This is a genomic window from Thermodesulfitimonas autotrophica (genome assembly GCF_003815015.1).
Classification (GTDB): Bacteria; Bacillota; Desulfotomaculia; order Desulfotomaculales; family Ammonificaceae; genus Thermodesulfitimonas; species Thermodesulfitimonas autotrophica.
Genome location: NZ_RKRE01000003.1, coordinates 589,548 through 607,397, shown reverse-complemented (window position 1 = coordinate 607,397; position 17,850 = coordinate 589,548). Strand labels below are relative to the sequence as shown.

Below are 17,850 nucleotides of genomic sequence, written 5' to 3'. Positions count from 1 at the left end.
CCTCGTTTTAACCCCGGTCGCCCGGCCACCGCCCCGTCACCGGGCCACCCCCGCTACGGCCACCCAGTCGTTCCGGCGGGTGACTTCGCAGACCGCGAAATATTTTTCTATCGCCGCCGTGACTTCGGCTTCCCGGGGGGCCGCAATGCCGCCGGCGATAAACGTGCCGCCCGATTTAAGGTGCCGCGCCGCTTCGGGAGCGAAGGCGATGATGACGTCGGCGACAATGTTGGCCACGATGACGTCGGCCGGCTCGCCAACCCCCCGCAGCAGGTCGCCCGCTACCACGCGGACCACTGACGCGACACCGTTGCGGGCCACGTTCTCACGCGCGACCCGCACCGCCACCGCATCCTCGTCCACCGCCAAGACCCGGCTGGCACCAAGGCGTGCGGCGGCAATGGCCAGGATGCCGGAGCCGGTGCCAACGTCGCAAACCACATCTCCCGGCTTCACCACCCGTTCCAGTAACTCCAGGCAGAGCTGCGTGGTGGGATGAGTGCCGCAGCCGAAGGCCATGCCGGGATCGAGGGTGATAACCAGATCGTCCGGCAACGGTGCGTACTCTTCCCAGGGCGGCCGGATAACGAGGCGTTTCCCTACCCGAAAGGTCCGGTAGTGGCTCCGCCAGAGGCGGATCCAGTCCGTTTCCGGCAGCTCCCGCACCTGCACCGGACAGAGCACGAATCTTGAAAGAAGAGCAATAATTTCTTCGCTCTGCCCGGCCCGCTCCTCAGGCAGGTAGCCCTTGACGTGCACCAGGCTTGCTACCGCCTCCGGAGAATGGGCTCCCGGCCCACCGGTGCTGATTTCCACGCCGTAGCCGGTCAACTCGCAGAGAAGCGAACTCACCAGATCCACCGCTTCCGGCCGCACCGTAACCTCGATTTCTATCCATTTCATGGCGCTTTAGCCCCCTCAGCAGCCATTATACCATATTCTGTCGCTGCCCCGCAGGGCAGGCCCGAAATGGCTGTTTATTTTGGCGGTTAGCGGTGTTATAATCCTTTTTATAGACGGCAAAAACGCCCGCGACAGGTTAAGCACGGCGAAAGATGCGCTACAAGCGGGCGCACCAGGCACAAAAGGGGAGATAGCCGTGGACACAATCGGTATCGGCCTCTTGGGTTTCGGCACCGTGGGGCGCGGCGTTTACCGCGTCCTGCAGCAAAACCGGGAACTAATCACGAACCGCTTGGGCGCTACCGTCGAGGTGCGCAAGGTGCTCGTCCGGGACCCGGAGAAGGACCGGGGCATAGAGGTGCCACCGGACCTCTTTACCGCCGATCCGGCGGCGATTCTCACTGACCCCGCCGTTCAGATCGTGGTTGAAGTGGTGGGGGGCATTGAGGCGGCCCGCCGCTACGTGGTAGAAGCCTTAACCCGGGGAAAAAGCGTGGTGACGGCCAACAAGGACCTTCTCGCCGCCCACGGGCAGGAACTCTTTGCCGCCGCTGCGGCGACCGGGGCCGACCTCTTCTTTGAGGCGAGCGTCGCCGGCGGTATCCCCATCATCAAGATCCTTAAAGAAGCGCTGGCGGGCAACCGCATCATAGAAGTGATGGGGATTGTCAACGGTACCACCAACTACATCCTAACCAAGATGAGCGAGGAAGGGGCCGCGTTCGAGACGGTCCTGCAAGAAGCGCAGGCGAAAGGATACGCCGAGGCCGACCCGACCAGCGACGTTGCGGGACTCGATGCCGCCCGTAAGATCGCCATCCTCGCCTCCATCGCCTTCAACTCCCGCATAAAGTTAGAAGACGTTTACGTTGAGGGCATCACGCGGGTAACGCCCGCGGATATTCGCTACGCCCGCGAATTAGGCTACGTGGTGAAACTCTTAGGCATTGCCCGCGAAACGCCGGAGGGGATCGAGGTGCGGGTTCACCCGGCCCTGGTGCCGGTCGCGCACCCGCTCGCGGCGGTGCGGGACGTCTTCAACGCCGTTTTTGTGCGGGGGGACGCAGTCGGCGACACGATGTTTTACGGGCGCGGCGCCGGCGAACTTCCCACGGCCAGCGCGGTGGTCGGGGATATCATCGCCGCGGCCCGGAACATCCGCTACCAGATGCGGGGAACGACGGGGTGCACCTGTTTTGAAACCAAGCGGGTGAAACCGATTACGGCGGTGGAAACCTCCTATTACCTCCGCCTCCGCGTGACGGATAGACCGGGCGTTCTGGCCGGCATCGCCGCCGCCTTCGGGAATAATATGGTGAGCCTGGCGGCGGTGATCCAGAAGACGACGGGCGAAATCGCGGAATTAGTGCTCGTCACCCACCGGGTGCGCGAGGCAAATCTGCGGGCCGCGGTCGAAGAACTGCGCCGGCTGCCGACCGTGGAAGCGGTGGCCAACATCATCCGGGTCGAAGAGTGGTATGGCGGTTAGCGTCAGGGTAACGGTCCCCGCGACCACGGCAAACCTCGGCGCGGGCTGTGACTGCGCCGGCCTCGCCCTCGCGCTCTATAATAAGGTTGCGCTCACCGTGGCCGGAGAGGGGCTCCGGATCACGGTAAAGGGTGAAGGAGAAAAGAACATCCCCCGGGATGAAAGAAACCTGGTCTATCAGGCGGCCAGGCGCGTCTGGAACACGACCGGCTTTCCGGTCCCCGCCGGGGTCCAAATCACGCTCGAAAACGCCATCCCGGTAGGCGCAGGCCTCGGTTCGAGCGCCGCAGCGATCATCGGCGGGATGTTAGCGGCAAACGCCGCCGGCGGCGCAAAGCTGACCCTTCAGGAAGTACTGGATTTAGCGGCCGCGCTGGAAGGGCACCCGGATAACGTAGCGGCAGCGCTCTACGGGGGCGCCGTCGTGGCGGTTGTTGAAGGGAAGCGGGTCCTGACTCTCAGGTTCCCGGTAGCGGCAGAACTGCGGGCCGTGGTAGCCGTTCCTGCTTTCTCCCTCCCTACCGCGCAATCCCGGCGGGTTCTGCCCCCCTCTTACGTGCGGGAGGAGGTCCTCTTTAATGTCGCGCGGGCAGCCCTCCTGGCCGGCGCACTGGCCTGCGGGCGCTACGACCTGCTACGGGTGGCAATGCAAGACCGGCTCTACCAGCCCTACCGCGCCCCGCTGGTACCCGGACTGAACGAAGTACTCGCCGCCGCCCTTAAAGCAGGCGCCTGCGGGGTGGCTTTAAGCGGCGCGGGACCCGCGGTGGTGGCGCTAACCACGCAGGACGCCGCGGCCGTTGGCGACGCGATGGAGGCCGCTTTTGGGGCCGCGGGGGTTCAGGCGCGGGTTTTGATTCTGCAACCGGACGCGGCCGGCGCCCGGGTGGAGCAGTTTTAGCTCTGCAACATTTCGCTTGCTGGTTATATAATAATGCTATTGACAGAAGCATGTCGGGAGAGTGTGGCAATGCTTATTGTTCAGAAGTTCGGCGGCAGTTCGGTGGCCAATCCGGAGCGGATCAAGCGCGTTGCTGACCGGGTCTGGCGCACGCGCCAGGAAGGGAACGAGGTGGTAGTGGTTGTTTCCGCTATGGGCGATACTACGGACGAGCTTATCGCCCTTGCCCGGCAGTTAAGCGATGATCCCGCGGCGCGCGAGATGGACCAGCTCTTAGCAACGGGCGAGCAGGTATCCATCGCCCTGTTGACCATGGCCCTCCACGAATTAGGCGCCCAGGCGGTTTCGCTCACCGGGCCGCAGGCCGGTATCGCTACCGACGGTGTCTACGGCAAGGCGGCGATTACGGGGGTTGCTGCGGCACGACTCCGCGCGGAACTCGCTGCGGGGAAAATCGTCGTGGTGGCCGGCTTTCAGGGCCTCGCGCCCAACGGCGACGTCACGACCCTCGGACGGGGCGGCTCCGACACGACCGCGGTAGCCATAGCGGCGGCGCTCCAAGCAGACCGCTGTGAGATTTACACCGACGTGGACGGGGTTTATACCGCGGATCCCCGGGTGGTACCGGAAGCAAGCAAGCTGCCGGTGATCTCCCACGACGAGATGTTAGAGCTTGCCAGCCTCGGTGCGGTGGTCCTCCACCCGCGCTCGGTAGAATTAGCAAAACTTTACGGGGTGCCGTTAGTGGTGCGGTCGAGCTTCAACGACAATCCGGGAACACTCGTTAAGGAGGATGACGGGATGGAACGCGCGCACATGGTGAGCGGCGTCGCGCACGATCTGAACGTCGCCAAAATCGGCATCTTCGACGTGCTGGACCAGCCGGGGATCGCGTACCGGCTTTTCGCCGCGCTGGCCGAAGAAAAGATTAACGTCGACATGATCATCCAGGGGGCGACCCGCAACGGCCGGAACGACATCGCTTTCACCGTTTCCCGGACCGATCTAAAAAAGGCGCTGGCCGTGGTCGAAAAGGTGAAGGAGGCCGTCGGCGCCAAAGGCTACACTTACGACGACCGGGTAGCGAAGGTTTCGATTGTGGGCGCCGGGATGATCACCCGGCCCGGAGTGGCGGCGGCGATGTTCGAAGCGCTGAGCGCGGAAGGGATAAATATCGAGATGATCAGCACCTCAGAGATCAAGGTTTCCTGCGTGATTAAGGAGAGCGAGGCTCAGAGGGCGGTGCAGGCGCTGCACAGGAAGTTCGGGCTCGACGCGGTGGGGCAGAACTAAAGCCGCAGCTTTACCAGGATTCCAGAGGCGGCCGTGAAAAACGGGGGCTCAGGCCCTGTCAGCCCGGCCGCCTTTCGCGCCGTTTTGGAGTAACCGGGCAAGTTCCGCAAGTATTTCCCCTTTCGGGCGCTTTTTCTGGCGCCCGGCCTCCACCGCCGCCAGAGCCAGCACCCGGGTAACAAATTCCTCCGCCTCCCGGGAGGAGGCGTCACCCGGAGTCGCCGCGCCGGGCGCGGCGCCCGCATAGTAAGCCGCAAGCGCCGCCCGGAAATTCCCGTCGTGCCGGTCAAGGAGCAACCGCAGGTAGCGCGCCGCACCGAAGATGTTCTCGACCGGGTCGAACGGGTTCTGAAGCCTCAGAAACCTGGCAACTTCCGGAGAAAGCTGCATGATTCCCATTTTCCCGCTGGAAGAGACAAAGTCCGCCCTTTTCCCCGAAAGCACGGCACCGATGGCCCGCAATAACGCTGGGGAAAGCGCGTAACGCCGGCCGGCCGCGCGGAAGACGGCACCGTAAAGCTCATCGTTCATCCGGCAGGACGGAGATGATTCGGTGACAGCAGCAAGGAAGTCGCGCGGCTGAAAAGAGGCGACGTCGTCCCACCCGTTCGGCGGAAAATCGATCTCCCGCACCGGGTTCACTCCGTAAATCGTGCTGTAGGTTTATGGTTCGTCGCCAACAGCGCTTTCCCCTGCCGCTGATTTTTAGTTGTTTTGTCAGAAAAGGTCGCGGGTTAGCGGAACCGGTGCTCGGTCCCGGTAAGGAGGCGCCGGATATTGCTCCGGTGGCGGTAAATGGCAACGCCAGCCGCAACCGCCCCGAAAAGAATGTAGGGCCAGGAGTAGCCGAAAGCGGCGATGAGCAGCGGCAGGCTGCCGGCCGCGATAATGGAGGCCAGAGAAACGTAGCGGCTCAAAGCAAAGACGAAGGCCCAGATCAATAGAGAGCCGCAGGCCGCCCCCGGCGTGAGCATGATGAAGACGCCGAGCGCGGTGGCAATCATCTTGCCGCCGCGGAAGCGGAGGAAGACCGACCAGCTATGACCGGCCAGGGCGCAGGCGCCGGCAACGACCGCCGGCCACTCGCCAGCGCGGCTGCCTAAGTAGACGGCCACCGCCCCTTTGCCCACGTCGCCGGCCAGCGCCAACAGACCGAAGGCCGGACCCAGCGTCCGCCAGACGTTGGTGGCGCCGATGTTACCGCTGCCGTACCGGAAAATGTCAATCCCCCGGGCGCGGGCTAACAGGTAGCCGGTGGGAAAAGAGCCGAGAAGGTAAGCAATCAGGGCAATGCCTATCAGTTTCAGAAAAACCACCCCGCCTGCCGCGGCTCCCGCTTCTGCGCTAGCAGATTTTCACCTTTGAAGCCGCCGGCTGGTTTTTTATTTAGGATACAGGGAGACGCGAAAAAAGACAAGCCGCAATGCGCCGCTTTTCGGCAGAATGCGTCTCCCTCCCGGGTTTCACCTTCAGTATATGAAGAAAGGTTTTTCGGGGAAAGCCAGGGTAAGGTTTTTGGCCGCCGGGCAGTTAGGCCTTCTTCTCCCGCTTGCGCCGCAACTTGAAGCGGACCGGTGTTCCGGTGAAGTCGTAGGCCGCACGCAGTTGGTTTTCGAGGTAACGGCGGTAGGAAAAGTGCATAAGTCGCGGATCGTTAACGTAAAGCAGGAAGACGGGCGGGTTGGTCCCGACCTGACTCCCGTGGAAGATCTTCAGGCGCTTGCCGGCTGCCTGGGGCGGCGGGTTACGCAGGGTTGCCTCCTGCAGCAGGGCGTTGAACTCCCCCGCCGGTACGCGCCGGCAAGCGTTGGCCGCCGCTGTATCCACCGCTTCTATGAGTCGCCCGATACCCTTGCCGGCAGTCGCCACGGTGAAGACCACCGGCGCGTAGCCGATGAAGTCGAGCGCGTAGCCGATTGCCTCGCGGAACGCCGCTGCGTCCCTCCGTTCCGCCGGCACCAGGTCCCACTTATTCACCACCACCACCACCGCTCGGCCCGCCTCTTCAATCATCCCCGCAATCCGCTGGTCCTGCGTGGTGACGCCCTCAAGCGCATCGAGCACGAGCACCGCCACCTGCGCCCGGTCAATCGCCTTCCGGGCGCGCAGCACGCTGTACCGCTCCACCGGCAAATCAATCCGGCTTTTCCGCCGGATACCGGCGGTATCGATCAACACGTAGCTTTTGCCGCCGCGCTGGAAGGGCGTATCCACCGCGTCCCGCGTCGTCCCCGGAATCTCGCTCACAATCACCCGCTCCGCGCCTAAGATCGCGTTGACCAGCGAGGACTTCCCCACGTTCGGCCGCCCGACAATCGCCACCCGCAGGGCTTCCTCACCCACCTGCCGGGATGACTTCTCCGGAAGGCGCGCCACAATCGCGTCGAGGAGGTCGCCGGTGTTAAGCCCCTGGGCCGCCGAAACCGGTAAGGGCTCCCCCATCCCGAGGGCGTAAAACTCCCCAAGGGCGGGCGGCGGGTCAAAGCGGTCCACCTTATTGGCCACCAGAAGCACCGGCTTCCCCGCCCGGCGCAGGAGGTCCGCCACCACCCTGTCCTCGGGCATCAGTCCGGTACCGGCATCGACGACGAAGAGGGCGAGATCGGCTTTTTCCAGCGCCTGCGCCACCTGACGCCTGATGCCCGCCTCGATAGCCCCTTCCGGCGCGGCCACCACACCGCCCGTGTCCACCAACAGGAATTCCCGGCCGCTCCATTCGGCTTCCCGGTAAATCCGGTCCCGGGTAACGCCCGGCTCAGCCTCTACAATCGCCGCCCTTTCCCCGACCAGCCGGTTGAAAAGGGTTGATTTGCCCACGTTTGGCCGCCCGACAATCACAACCACCGGTTTCTCGCCCATGACCGACTCCTTTACCGTTTCGGAATCTCACTCTTTACGAAAACTGCGGCGCGCAAGTTTCACCCCGAGGGCGGCCACGAGCTCGTGCGGGCCAGCCGCCGCTACCACCCGGCAGCCGACTTGCTGCGCTACCGCCGCGCAGGTCGTATCGTCGAGGAAGAGGCGCCCGTCCTTCAGCGCCGCAGCGGGGACCACCACGAGTTCGGGCCGCAGCCCCTCCCGGAAAAGCGTAGCGAGGGCCGCGCAGATATCCCGGCCGGTAAGCAGGCCGGCCACCGTTACGCTGGTCCCGAAAAAGCGGTTCGCAACCGGCACCAACGTTACTTCAAGCCCCGCCACTGCGTTGAGCCGCGCAACCACGGGTCGCAGCACCGGCGCGGCCAGCGTGCCGGTAACCAAAACCGCCCGGCAGGGGGTGGTCGTCTCCGGGAGGCGCCGCGCCACCCGCTTCCAAGCGTCGCGAAAGCGCCGCACCAGCCCAACCCCGTTCTCCAACTGCGGGAAGCCCTCGTACTCCTTCGTCGCCGGCACCGCTTTTCCTGCCAGGAGGTAAAACTCATCGGCCGCGAAGACCAACCTGCTGCCGTAGCGCCGGCGGAACTCCCGCTGCCACGCCGTTACGTCTTCTATGAGCGCCGCTGCCGCAGCGGGCGTCACGGGGCGCAGCGGGTAGAGTCCCGCCCGGTGTGCCGTCAGGCCAACCGGTACCACCGCCACCGAACGCACCGCCGGGAAAAAGGACGCCAGATCCCGCACCGTCCGCTCCAGCTCCGCCCCGTCGTTGAGGCCGGGACAGAGGACGACCTGCGTGTGCAGGGTAATGCCGCCCGCTGCCAGCGCCGCGAGTTGCGCCTTGATCTCCGCCGCACGGGGATTTCCCATCAGGCGCGCGCGCAGCTCCGGGTTGGTGGTATGCACGGAAACGTAAAGCGGGCTCAACCGCTGGGCCACAATCCTTTCTATGTCCCGGCGCGTGCAGTTCGTCAGGGTAACGAAATTTCCTTCCCAGAAGGAGAGGCGGTAATCGTCATCCTTGAAGCAGAGGCTCGGGCGGAGTCCCGGCGGTTGCTGGTCGACGAAGCAAAAAAGGCAGCGGTTGGCGCACCGGCGGATCCGGCCGAAAGGCGAAACAAAACTTAAGCCCGGCCGTCCTGCTTCCGCCGCGAGCCGGACGTTGAACTCCTTCTCCCCCCGCCGGACGGTGAGTTCCGGTTCGGCAACCGCCAGATAGAAGTAGTAGTCGATGATGTCCCTGACCGGCCGGCCACCGATAGCGGTGATCCGGTCGCCGGCCGCCAGCCCGGCCGCAAATGCGGCGCTGCCGGGCTCCACCGCTTTTATCTCGAGACCGCTCATTGACCTCGGGGAAACGCAGTCTGCAACTTTCACCGCGCCAAGCGCAAACTTTGTCGGAAATACCCAGACACCACGAGTAAATTATCCTGCAGGAGGGTGCCGGCGTCAAGCCTCTTCCGCCGCCAAACGCACCAGATGCGGGTAGCAGCGGGCCAGGGCCCGGCAGAAAAGCCACCTGCCGAAGGGGCAACCGCTGCGGGCAAGCCACCAGGCCAGGGACAACCACGTTCCGCAGGCGACATCCGGCACCGGGCGGAGGAGCCATTCCGCTTCTCCCAAAAGTTTTTGCCGCGCCCTAAAAAATTCGTAAAATAAGGGCGCCTCCCCGCGACACCAAAAGGCGTAAACCCGGTGCCCCTCAGGGTCGGTGCCGTAATAGACGAAGGCCCGCGGCGCCGCGAAGAGCGGCAGCGCAAAAAGACGGCCGGGCGCCGGCGGAACGTCTCCCGCCAGGCGGCCGGTCCTGATCGCCGCCGCCACCGCCGGCAGCGGCAGCTCCCGGCAGCTGAAAAAGAGGAGCTTTCTGCCTATGATTCGTCGACCTCCGCCTTAACCCGGTAGACCAGCTCGCGCAGGCACGGGTAAGCCTGCCGCAATCCCGCCACCACTAACGGGCGGCCGACCCGGGTTAATTTGAGGCGCCGCGACAGGAAACCGCCGATTTTTAAAAGCGGCGGCACGCAATACATTGCGTTTACGAGCAACAAGTCCCCGGCCGGTTCCTCCCCTGCAGGGCCGCCGAAGACCAGGCTCAGCATCTCCCCGTCCCGGCGGCGCCCGAGCACGTAAACGCGGTGGCCTTTTTCGTCGGTGCCGAAGAAATAGAGCTGCCCGTGATTGCTCCCGTCCTGACGGTCAAGAAACGGCAGCGCGAAGAGGCGGGCAGCCCCGGGCGGCCGCCGGGGGGAGATAAGCCCGGTGTGGAGCGCGGCCGCCAGAACCGAAGAGTGCGTTCCGCCGTAGCAGTGGTAAACGATATTCACTAAGCCTTATCATCCCCCTGCCGGTCGCGGTCGCGGAGCACGTTCGCCTCGCGCCGCCAGAAGGAGCGGAGCCGTTCGCGTGCGGTCTCCCAGCTGCCAGCGCCGATGAGGAGATAAGCCCCCACGCCGATAACCGTAGCCACCAGGACCCACGCAAAGGCCCGCCAGGCACCCGGCGAGGTCTTGTTGGTCACGGGGCGCGCACTCTCCGGCAGGTCTGGACGGGGTCCGGTAATTCCCAGCACTACCGGAACCGCGTCGGCCAACAGTTGCACGCCGCGCTCTGCTTCCGGACGGGTTATCGTGTGCGTGCCGCACTCAAGGAGCAGCGCCGTCGGCATCAGGTCCTGGTTATAGCTGCCGTTACCGAGAAAAATTCCCTTGACCAGCCCCGGATGCACCCGGTTAGCATAGGTCATCAGCCGCTTCGCAAAGTCAAGGTTCGCGGACATGCGCGGGTTCTGCCGTCCCACCACGAGGCGGACCTGCCCCACCGTGGTGCCGGCCACCTGCTTCCGGTAGAAGTCCGGATCGGGGACACCGTCCCGGTGAACGTCGAACAGCGCGATGGGATTTGCCCGCAGCAACCGGACGGCCGTCTTGCGCGAGCGGATGTAGGCGTAGGCGTCGTGCGGGTCGTGCGGCGTCGTGTCGTGGAGAACGCCAACCCCGTTCCGCCGCAGCTTCCCGCTAAGGTAGCCACCCACCTTCAGAATCCCGCCCCGGTAGGGAATCGCCGCCGCACCATCCGTAGGGACATAGGACTCGTCGCTGTGGGTATGATAGACGCCCACCGCCCGGCGCCCGCCGAAGATGCCCACCGGCACCGCCGCGCGGTCGAAGTATTCCTCCCACGCCAGAACGTCGCGGTCAATGCCCAAAAGCCGCGCCTGGGCGACCTTGCCGCTCACCTTTTCAATCCGGTAGTGCTTCCCGTCGGCGGTAATCAGTTCGTCACCGGGAGTAAGCGCCCGCCCGAGCTCGTCGATAGCCCGGCGCGCCTCGTCAACCACGGTGAAATAGTCGCCCGGTTTGAGCTCATCGTCGCGGTCAAGTAAGCCCGCCGCCGCAGGCAAAGCCGGCAGCTCGCCCGCCGTCAGGAAAACGCCGAGTCCCAAGCCGGTCGCTATCAGCACCATTCCTAACAAAAGCGCAACGGCGCTATTTACTCTCATCATCCCTACCCCTTTCCGCGGGAGACTGGAGGTTGGCCACTAACTCTTCGGCCCGTCCTTCAGTGGCGGGCCCCCCTTGCGCCCGCTCCCTTATTTCGCCCACTACCTCCGCTAAGAGTACGGCGAAAATGCCCGCGAGCACTATCGTGTCAAAAACGCCCCCGCCGCCGATATCCACCCGCACCGGCGCCCGGGCGGCAGCAACCCGGAGGTAGTGAAAAATGTCCCCGAGGAGCACGCCTAAGGTAGCCGCTACGAAGGCCGCCCGGCGCGACCGTCCCATCACGTAAGCCACCACGCCCGCCACGATCGGGTAAAGATAGAGAGGCTCCATAAAGTGGTAGCGGCCGGCGGGCTCCGTGAGGCCCCGCATCAGGTAGCTGCCGATAAAGTAAACCACGGCGCCGGTCAAAAGCGCGCCCCACAGCGCCCGGGAGCGCTCCTCGCGCGTGCCTGCCCCGGCAAGCAGGTAAATCGCCAGCCCCACCGGCACCAAAGCGCCGCCCACGTTGATGGAAACCGAAACCGGCCGCCCAGGTATCGGGATGTCGATCAGGCTGCCTAAAAGAAGGGCGGCGATAATCATAAGTGCCGCCCTGTCCGTCAGCCGCATCCGGTCAAAAACCCGGTGGCCAAGTCCCAGGTAGATCAGGACGGAAACGATGATTAGCGCTAACAGACCGATCGGTAATCTGTCCATAACCACCTCACCTTTTCTATCCGTTTCTCCGCAAGATGGACTTCCGTCATAAGGCTGCCCCGCACAGCGCAAAAATATACCAGCATCCGCCGCCCCGCGCCCTTTCACCCCGGGAAAGCGCCGCGCCCGCGCAAAATAAAAAACACCGGGTTTTTCTCCGGTGTCTTAAACAAAAGCGGCGAACTTGAAAGCGGCAGAAACGCCAGGCCCGAATCTCGTCCCGGCCCCGTTCTTTTCCGGCAGCTACCTATAAGCCAACCCTTGATCCCGGGCCGGCCCTTCAGTCCGAAATCTCGTCGTCGGGCAAACCGATAGCCGCCGTCTCCCCTGCGTCCTCTTCAGTTTCCGCCGTGGCCACCGCACTGGCGTAATCGACAGTCATGCTGTCTTCTATGGTCCGCTGCTCATCCCCGGCCACATCCTCTCCTTTCCGGATGGCATCGCGCAGGGAGAGCCGGATGCGCCGCCCGGTAGGGTCAACGCTGAGAACCCGGAGCGTAACCCTGTCCCCTTCGTTGAGCACATCCTCCGGCTTCTCCACGTGCCAGTCGGCGAAATGGGAGATGTGCACCAGCCCTTCCACACCCGGTTCAAGCTCCACAAAAGCACCGAAGGGCGCCAGCCGGACCACTTTCGCCTCCACCAGGCTGCCCACGGGGTACTTTTCCGCCACCGTATCCCAGGGGTCGGGAATCACCTGCTTCCGGGAAAGGCTGATCTTTCCGTTTTCCCGGTCGATCTTGATCACCTTGACCTCAATCTCCTGGCCGACCTTCAAAACCTCCGCCGGGTGGTTGACGCGGTGCCAGGCAATCTCCGAAATGTGCAGCAGGCCATCCAGACCCCCGATGTCCACAAACGCACCGAACGAGGTGAGCCGCCGCACGACGCCTCGCACCACCGCGCCCTCCTGGAGGGAGTTGAACAGTTCCTCGCGTTTCCGCTGGTATTCCTCTTCGAGAATGGCCTTGCGGGAAAGGACAACCTTCTTGCGCGCCCGGTTAAGCTCGATAACTTTACAGGTCACCTTCTGCCCCAAATATTTCGTCAGGTCCTCCACATAACCCCGGTCCACGAGGGAGGCGGGCAGAAAGGCCCGGACACCGAGATCCACAATCACCCCGCCTTTCACCACCTCCCGCACGACCCCTTCGACGGGCGTCCCTTTCTCGAAGGCTTCCTGCAATTTCACCCAGGCTTTCTCCGCATCCGCGCGGCCCTTAGAAAGAATGACGCGGCCTTCGTGGTCTTCGGCCTTGACCACCCAGACATCTATTTCATCCCCCACACTCACGACCTCGTGCGGGGAGGAGATCTCGCAGCAGGACAGCTCCCGGAGCGGGATAACGCCTTCTGTTTTGCCCCCTACATCTACGAGCACCTCGTTCTGGTCAATCGCCACCACGACTCCCTTGACGATCTCGCCGCCGCGCAGGGTCCGGAAATCGGCCATCTGCATCTCTTCCTGCGCATTCTCCGCCAGTTCCTTCATTCGCCTTTCTACCTCCTCGATAATCCAATCAGGTGTGGACGCCCCGGCAGTCAGCCCCGCCACCCGCGCCCCGGCAAACCACTCCGATTTGAGCTGGTCAGCGGTTTCGATATGGTAGGTCGGCGTGCCGCTCTCCCGGCAGATCGCCGCTAACTTCCGGGTGTTGGCGCTGTCGTAGCCGCCGACCACCACCATCACGTCGACCTGCGCGGCAAGCTCGCGCGCCGCCTGTTGCCGCTCGGCGGTCGCGTGGCAGATGGTGCTGAAAACCCGGAGCTCGGAAGGCGCTTCTCCTTCCTTAACCAGCCGGCGCCGGAGCACCGCCACCACCGCTTCGAAGTTATCGAGCGGCTGCGTGGTCTGGGCGATGACGCCAACCCGCGGCAAGAGCGGCAGGCGGGCGGCCTCCTCCGGACCTTCCACCACCTGCGCCCGTCCCCCGGTCCAGCCGACGATGCCCCGCACCTCCGGGTGTTCCCGGTCACCGACAACGACCACCGTGTAGCCCTGCTCGGTAAGGTCTCGGGCCAGTTCCTGCGCCCGTTTTACAAAAGGGCAGGTGGCGTCCACAACCTTCAAGCCTAATTCTTGAGCGGCCGCAAGAACTTCGGGTTCTACCCCGTGAGACCGGATGACCAAGGTCCCCTCCGCCGCGGCCGCCAAGTCTTGGATCACCTCAATTCCCTTCTCGGCCAGCAGCCTGACCACCTGGGGATTGTGGATCAGGGGGCCCAGGGTAAAAATCCGCCCGGTATTTTCCGCGCGGGCTTGCAGCGCCAGCTCTATCGCCCTCTTCACCCCGAAGCAGAAGCCTGCCGACGCCGCCCTCTTAACCTCCATCAGTGCCTACCATCTTCCATCAAGGCGGCAATCGCCGCCATCATTTTTTCGCCCCCGGCCGTTATCTCGGCGCGGGACGGCTTACTGCCCCCGGACGCCAGGAAGAAAGGCTTGCCAACCCTAACCCTCACCCGGCCGCAGAGGCCGCGGGTACCGATCAGGGCCACCGGAACCACCGGCGCCCCGCTCCGTAGCGCCAGCATCGCCGCCCCCGGCTGGGCGGGCAGGAGCTTTCCCGTGTGGCTGCGCGTCCCTTCGGGGAATATCCCGACGACGTGACCGCGCATTAGGTGGTCAAGCGCCATTTTAAACGCCCGGCGGTCGTAAACCTCGCGCCGTACCGGGAAAGCACCCAAGAGGCGCAGGAGCAGACCGAAAAGCGGGACCCGGAAAAGCTCTTCTTTGGCCATAAAGTAAACCCGCCGCGAAAGCGCCGTCCCGAGCACCACCGGATCCCAGTAGCTCTGGTGGTTCGCAATTACGATGACCGCTCCCTCGCGCGGCAGGTTCGCCGCCCCTTCCACCTTCCACCGGCGCAGGAGCAGGAGCAAAACTTTGCATAAACCCCAGGCAAACCAGTAAACCACCGTTTCAGCCCCCGCGCACTAGCGCCGCCATCTCTGCCACCACCTGATCGGGGCTCTTGCCGGTGGTATCGATCACCACCGCATCGGGCGCCGGCATTAGGGGCGCCACCGCGCGCGATTCGTCCCGGGCATCCCGCGCCGCAATCTCCCTAATCTGCTCCTCGAGGGTCGCGTCGTATCCCTGCCCGGTAATCTCGAGGAAGCGGCGTCTCGCTCTCTCCTCAACCGACGCCGTGAGAAAAAATTTTTTCTCGGCGTCAGGCAGCACCACCGTGCCGATATCCCGCCCTTCCATCACCACCCGGCCGGAAGCCGCCATGGCCCGCTGTTTTGCGGTGAGCTGCTGCCGCACCCCGGGAACTTGCGCTATAACGGATACAAAACGCGAAACCTCGGGCGTCCGGATCTCGCGCGTCACATCGCGCCCGTTTAGAAAAACCTTTAAAGTCGTCCCGTCCTGCCGCCAGACCTGTTCGATCGTAAGGCTCTCGGCCAGACGCGTCAGCGCTTCTTCATCGTCGCCGGGAATCCCCGCCGATAGAGCCGCCAGGGCGACAGCGCGGTACATCGCCCCGGTGTCGATATAGTCGTAGCCGAGGAGTCCCGCGAGCTTTTTGGCTACGGTGCTCTTCCCGGCACCTGCCGGGCCGTCAATCGCGATCCGCAAAGCCGAACTCTGCCCTTTCTGCGTTCGCTGATTTGAATTCGACACTCCCTATAGATTTCCTTTTTCTAAGCCAAAATTTCCGTATCAACCGCCGCACCGAGACGCGTAAGCGCGGCTACAAAACCGGGGAAGGAGACGTTAATCGCCCCGGCGTCCTGAACAACCGTCTCGCCCGCGGCGGCGAGGCCCGCCACCGCCAGCGCCATCGCCACCCGGTGGTCCCCGTAACTCTCCACCATCGTTCCCTTTAACGGCTTTCCGCCGCGGATAACCAGTCCGTCGGGCAGCTCCTCAACGTCCGCCCCCAGACGCGCCAGTTCTACCGCCATCGTCCGCAGCCGGTTCGACTCCTTATACTTGAGCTCGGCGGCGTCGCGGATCACCGTCTCGCCGGCGGCATACGCCGCCGCTACGGTCAGCACAGGGATTTCGTCGATGAGGCGCGGAATCAGCTCGCCGCCCACTTCCGTGCCGCGTAGCGCCCCGGAATAAACGGTAACGTCACCCCACGGTTCAGGCCCGGCATCCCGCACCTTAACCTCGATCCGGGCTCCCATCGCCTGCAGCACGTCGAGGATGCCGGTGCGGGTGGGGTTAAGGCCTACCCCCTTTACGGTAACCGCGGCGTCCGGCACGATACAGGCGGCAACCAGCAGAAAAGCGGCCGAGGAAATATCGCCGGGGACCCGCACCGGCACCGCTTTGAGCACCGGCCCGCCCCGAACCGCAACGGAAAGCCCGTCTCGCCTGACGGGCGCGCCGAAAAGCGCCAACATCCTTTCGGTATGGTCGCGGGAAAGCGCCGGCTCGGTTACCACCGTTTCCCCGGCGGCATAAAGCCCCGCTAAAAGAACCGCCGACTTGACCTGCGCGCTCGCCACCGGCGAGGCAAACTCGATGGACTTGAGCCCCCCGCCACTAACCGCAAGGGGGGCAAGCTCCCCGCCCGCCCGCGCCATAATCTGGGCCCCCATCGCCCGCAGCGGCCGGACCACCCGGCCCATCGGCCGCCGGCGGAGGCTCGCGTCACCGGTGATGACGCTAAAAAAAGGCTGCCCCGCAAGGATGCCGAGAAGCAGTCGCATCGTAGTGCCGGAATTTTTGGCGTCGAGGATGTCGGCGGGCTCGGTGAGCCCGTGTAGCCCGCGCCCTTTAACCCGCACGCGCCCCGCCTCCGGCCCCGTGATGCCCACTCCCAGCGCGCGCAGGCAGGCTAAGGTGGCTAGACAGTCCTCACCGGCGAGAAAATTCTCGATCACCGTTTCCCCTTCCGCAATCGCCCCTATCATGAGCGCCCGGTGGGAGATCGACTTATCGCCGGGAACCTCCACTTCACCTTGCAGGGTACGTGCCGGCTTGACCCTAAGCCGCAAATGAACCCCCCCTCCGAAAAGACGTTCAAGCTTATACTGACTGACCTTTGGGGTCCGTTTAACGTTCAGCGTTCGACGTTTATTAAGATCTTACCGTTTCCGGGTTTCGATGCCGCTGGCCCGCAGCAGGCGCACCGCCTCTTCCTGGTCGGCAGCCGCGGCAAAACCGAGCCTGATCGTGCCGCCCTCCCCCTCCCGCACCCGGAGGATCTCGATGTCGCTGATATTGATACCGGCATCACCGAGAATCCCCGCCAGCCGGGCTATTACACCCGGCCGGTCGGGGACGGTCACCACAATCTCGTAAAGCTCCGGCAGGTAGCCCTTGCTCTTGGCCGGCACCGTCCGGCGCACCTGCTGCGCGCGCCGCAGCCACCCTTCCACGCCCGCGCCGTCGCCCGCAGCGATCAGGGCCGCAAGCTCGCTCAGCGACTCCCGGTAGCGGCCGATCATGGTCAAGACGGCACCGCTGTTAGAGAGCAGGATGTCCCGCCATAGCGCCGGATCCCCTCCCGCCACCCGGGTGGTATCCCGGAAGCCCCCCGCGGCCAGGGGCAGCAGCGCCTCCCGCTCGGGAAGCGCCCCAATGGTGTTGACGAGGGCGGCAGCCGCGCAGTGGGGAAGGTGGCTCACCGCCGCGACGTAAAAATCATGCGCCTCGGGAGAAAGCTCAACCACGCGGGCCCCGATCCCTGAAGCCAGCGCCCGGACCTTCGCCACCGCGTCCCGCTCGGTAGCGGGGGTCGGGGTCAGGATGTAGTAGGCGTTTTCGAAAAGGTAGGGGTCGGCGCTTTTCACCCCGGTTCGCTCCGAGCCGGCCATCGGGTGGCCGCCCACAAAGGAAAAACCACGGGCGCGGGCGATGGGCTCAGCCGCCCGCACGATGGCCGCCTTGGTGCTCCCCACGTCCGTAACCACGGTCCCCGCCCTAAGGTAAGGAGCTATCGCCTCTACCACGGGGATCACCGTGCCGACCGGCGTGGCCACCACGACGAGCGCTGCGTCCGCCACCGCCCCTAACGCGGTCGTCACCCTGTCGACCGCACCGACCTCCAGCGCTAACCGGAGTTTTTCCTCGCTCCGTCCAACGCCCACCACTTCTTCCGCCAGACCGACCCGCTTAAGCGCCATCCCGAGGGAGCCGCCGATCAACCCCACACCGATAATCGCAACCCGTCCGAACACCTGCCGTCCTCCCCAAATAGCGGTTTCCCCATACATTTGCAGCCACT

General features: G+C 64.3%; 17 protein-coding genes. 3 read left to right on the top strand and 14 right to left on the bottom strand.

The window, feature by feature from the left end; all coding sequences use genetic code 11:
* Nucleotides 1-36 precede the first annotated feature (36 nt).
* Nucleotides 37-903: a 50S ribosomal protein L11 methyltransferase gene (gene prmA, locus EDD75_RS10595; protein ID WP_123931858.1), complete on the bottom strand. Its 867-nt coding sequence runs from the start codon at nt 901-903 to the stop codon at nt 37-39.
* Nucleotides 904-1,099: 196 nt separating this feature from the next.
* On the opposite strand from prmA, the gene EDD75_RS10590 reads away from it, so the two are divergent.
* From EDD75_RS10590 to EDD75_RS10580, 3 genes are all read left to right on the top strand, one after another.
* The gene (locus tag EDD75_RS10590) at nt 1,100-2,392 is read left to right on the top strand and encodes a homoserine dehydrogenase (protein WP_123931856.1); all 1,293 of its coding nucleotides are present in this window, start codon (nt 1,100-1,102) and stop codon (nt 2,390-2,392) included.
* Nucleotides 2,382-3,293 carry a homoserine kinase gene (gene thrB, locus EDD75_RS10585; protein ID WP_123931854.1) on the top strand — a complete coding sequence of 304 codons (912 nt, stop codon included), beginning with the start codon at nt 2,382-2,384 and terminating at the stop codon, nt 3,291-3,293. Before EDD75_RS10590 ends, thrB begins: the two co-directional genes overlap by 11 nt.
* A gap of 69 nt (nt 3,294-3,362) precedes the next feature.
* Nucleotides 3,363-4,586 carry an aspartate kinase gene (locus EDD75_RS10580; protein WP_123931853.1) on the top strand — a complete coding sequence of 408 codons (1,224 nt, stop codon included), beginning with the start codon at nt 3,363-3,365 and terminating at the stop codon, nt 4,584-4,586.
* A gap of 48 nt (nt 4,587-4,634) precedes the next feature.
* On the opposite strand, the gene EDD75_RS10575 is transcribed toward EDD75_RS10580, so the two are convergent.
* The 13 genes from EDD75_RS10575 to EDD75_RS10515 all read right to left on the bottom strand — a co-directional run bounded on the left by EDD75_RS10575 (nt 4,635) and on the right by EDD75_RS10515 (nt 17,803).
* Entirely contained in the window at nt 4,635-5,219 is a 585-nt protein-coding gene (locus EDD75_RS10575; protein ID WP_123931851.1) for a lytic transglycosylase domain-containing protein, read from the bottom strand.
* Nucleotides 5,220-5,320: 101 nt separating this feature from the next.
* Nucleotides 5,321-5,902 carry a glycerol-3-phosphate 1-O-acyltransferase PlsY gene (plsY, locus tag EDD75_RS10570; protein WP_123931849.1) on the bottom strand — a complete coding sequence of 194 codons (582 nt, stop codon included), beginning with the start codon at nt 5,900-5,902 and terminating at the stop codon, nt 5,321-5,323.
* A gap of 214 nt (nt 5,903-6,116) precedes the next feature.
* Nucleotides 6,117-7,445: a ribosome biogenesis GTPase Der gene (der, locus tag EDD75_RS10565; protein WP_123931847.1), complete on the bottom strand. Its 1,329-nt coding sequence runs from the start codon at nt 7,443-7,445 to the stop codon at nt 6,117-6,119.
* A 27-nt stretch (nt 7,446-7,472) separates the two neighbouring features.
* Nucleotides 7,473-8,801, bottom strand: coding sequence for a DUF512 domain-containing protein (locus EDD75_RS10560; protein WP_123931845.1), 1,329 nt, complete (start codon nt 8,799-8,801; stop codon nt 7,473-7,475).
* Nucleotides 8,802-8,906: 105 nt separating this feature from the next.
* Nucleotides 8,907-9,281: a DUF3189 family protein gene (locus EDD75_RS10555; protein ID WP_170157805.1), complete on the bottom strand. Its 375-nt coding sequence runs from the start codon at nt 9,279-9,281 to the stop codon at nt 8,907-8,909.
* 47 nt (nt 9,282-9,328) lie between these two features.
* Nucleotides 9,329-9,784 carry a DUF3189 family protein gene (locus EDD75_RS10550; RefSeq protein WP_123931840.1) on the bottom strand — a complete coding sequence of 152 codons (456 nt, stop codon included), beginning with the start codon at nt 9,782-9,784 and terminating at the stop codon, nt 9,329-9,331.
* Entirely contained in the window at nt 9,784-10,959 is a 1,176-nt protein-coding gene (gene spoIIP, locus EDD75_RS10545) for a stage II sporulation protein P (RefSeq protein WP_245963151.1), read from the bottom strand. Before spoIIP ends, EDD75_RS10550 begins: the two co-directional genes overlap by 1 nt.
* Nucleotides 10,946-11,659, bottom strand: coding sequence for a DUF1614 domain-containing protein (locus tag EDD75_RS10540; protein WP_123931836.1), 714 nt, complete (start codon nt 11,657-11,659; stop codon nt 10,946-10,948). Before EDD75_RS10540 ends, spoIIP begins: the two co-directional genes overlap by 14 nt.
* A 280-nt stretch (nt 11,660-11,939) precedes the next feature.
* Nucleotides 11,940-13,991 (bottom strand): bifunctional 4-hydroxy-3-methylbut-2-enyl diphosphate reductase/30S ribosomal protein S1, encoded by a 2,052-nt coding sequence (locus EDD75_RS10535; protein WP_123931834.1) that lies wholly within the window; start codon nt 13,989-13,991, stop codon nt 11,940-11,942.
* Nucleotides 13,991-14,578 carry a lysophospholipid acyltransferase family protein gene (locus tag EDD75_RS10530; RefSeq protein WP_123931832.1) on the bottom strand — a complete coding sequence of 196 codons (588 nt, stop codon included), beginning with the start codon at nt 14,576-14,578 and terminating at the stop codon, nt 13,991-13,993. Before EDD75_RS10530 ends, EDD75_RS10535 begins: the two co-directional genes overlap by 1 nt.
* A gap of 4 nt (nt 14,579-14,582) precedes the next feature.
* Nucleotides 14,583-15,245: a (d)CMP kinase gene (gene cmk / locus EDD75_RS10525; RefSeq protein WP_123931830.1), complete on the bottom strand. Its 663-nt coding sequence runs from the start codon at nt 15,243-15,245 to the stop codon at nt 14,583-14,585.
* Between the two features lie 65 nt (nt 15,246-15,310).
* Nucleotides 15,311-16,618: a 3-phosphoshikimate 1-carboxyvinyltransferase gene (gene aroA, locus EDD75_RS10520; protein WP_123931828.1), complete on the bottom strand. Its 1,308-nt coding sequence runs from the start codon at nt 16,616-16,618 to the stop codon at nt 15,311-15,313.
* Nucleotides 16,619-16,708: 90 nt separating this feature from the next.
* On the bottom strand, nt 16,709-17,803 hold the full coding sequence (locus EDD75_RS10515) for a prephenate dehydrogenase (RefSeq protein WP_123931826.1): 1,095 nt from the start codon (nt 17,801-17,803) through the stop codon (nt 16,709-16,711).
* Between the last annotated feature and the right edge of the window lie 47 nt (nt 17,804-17,850).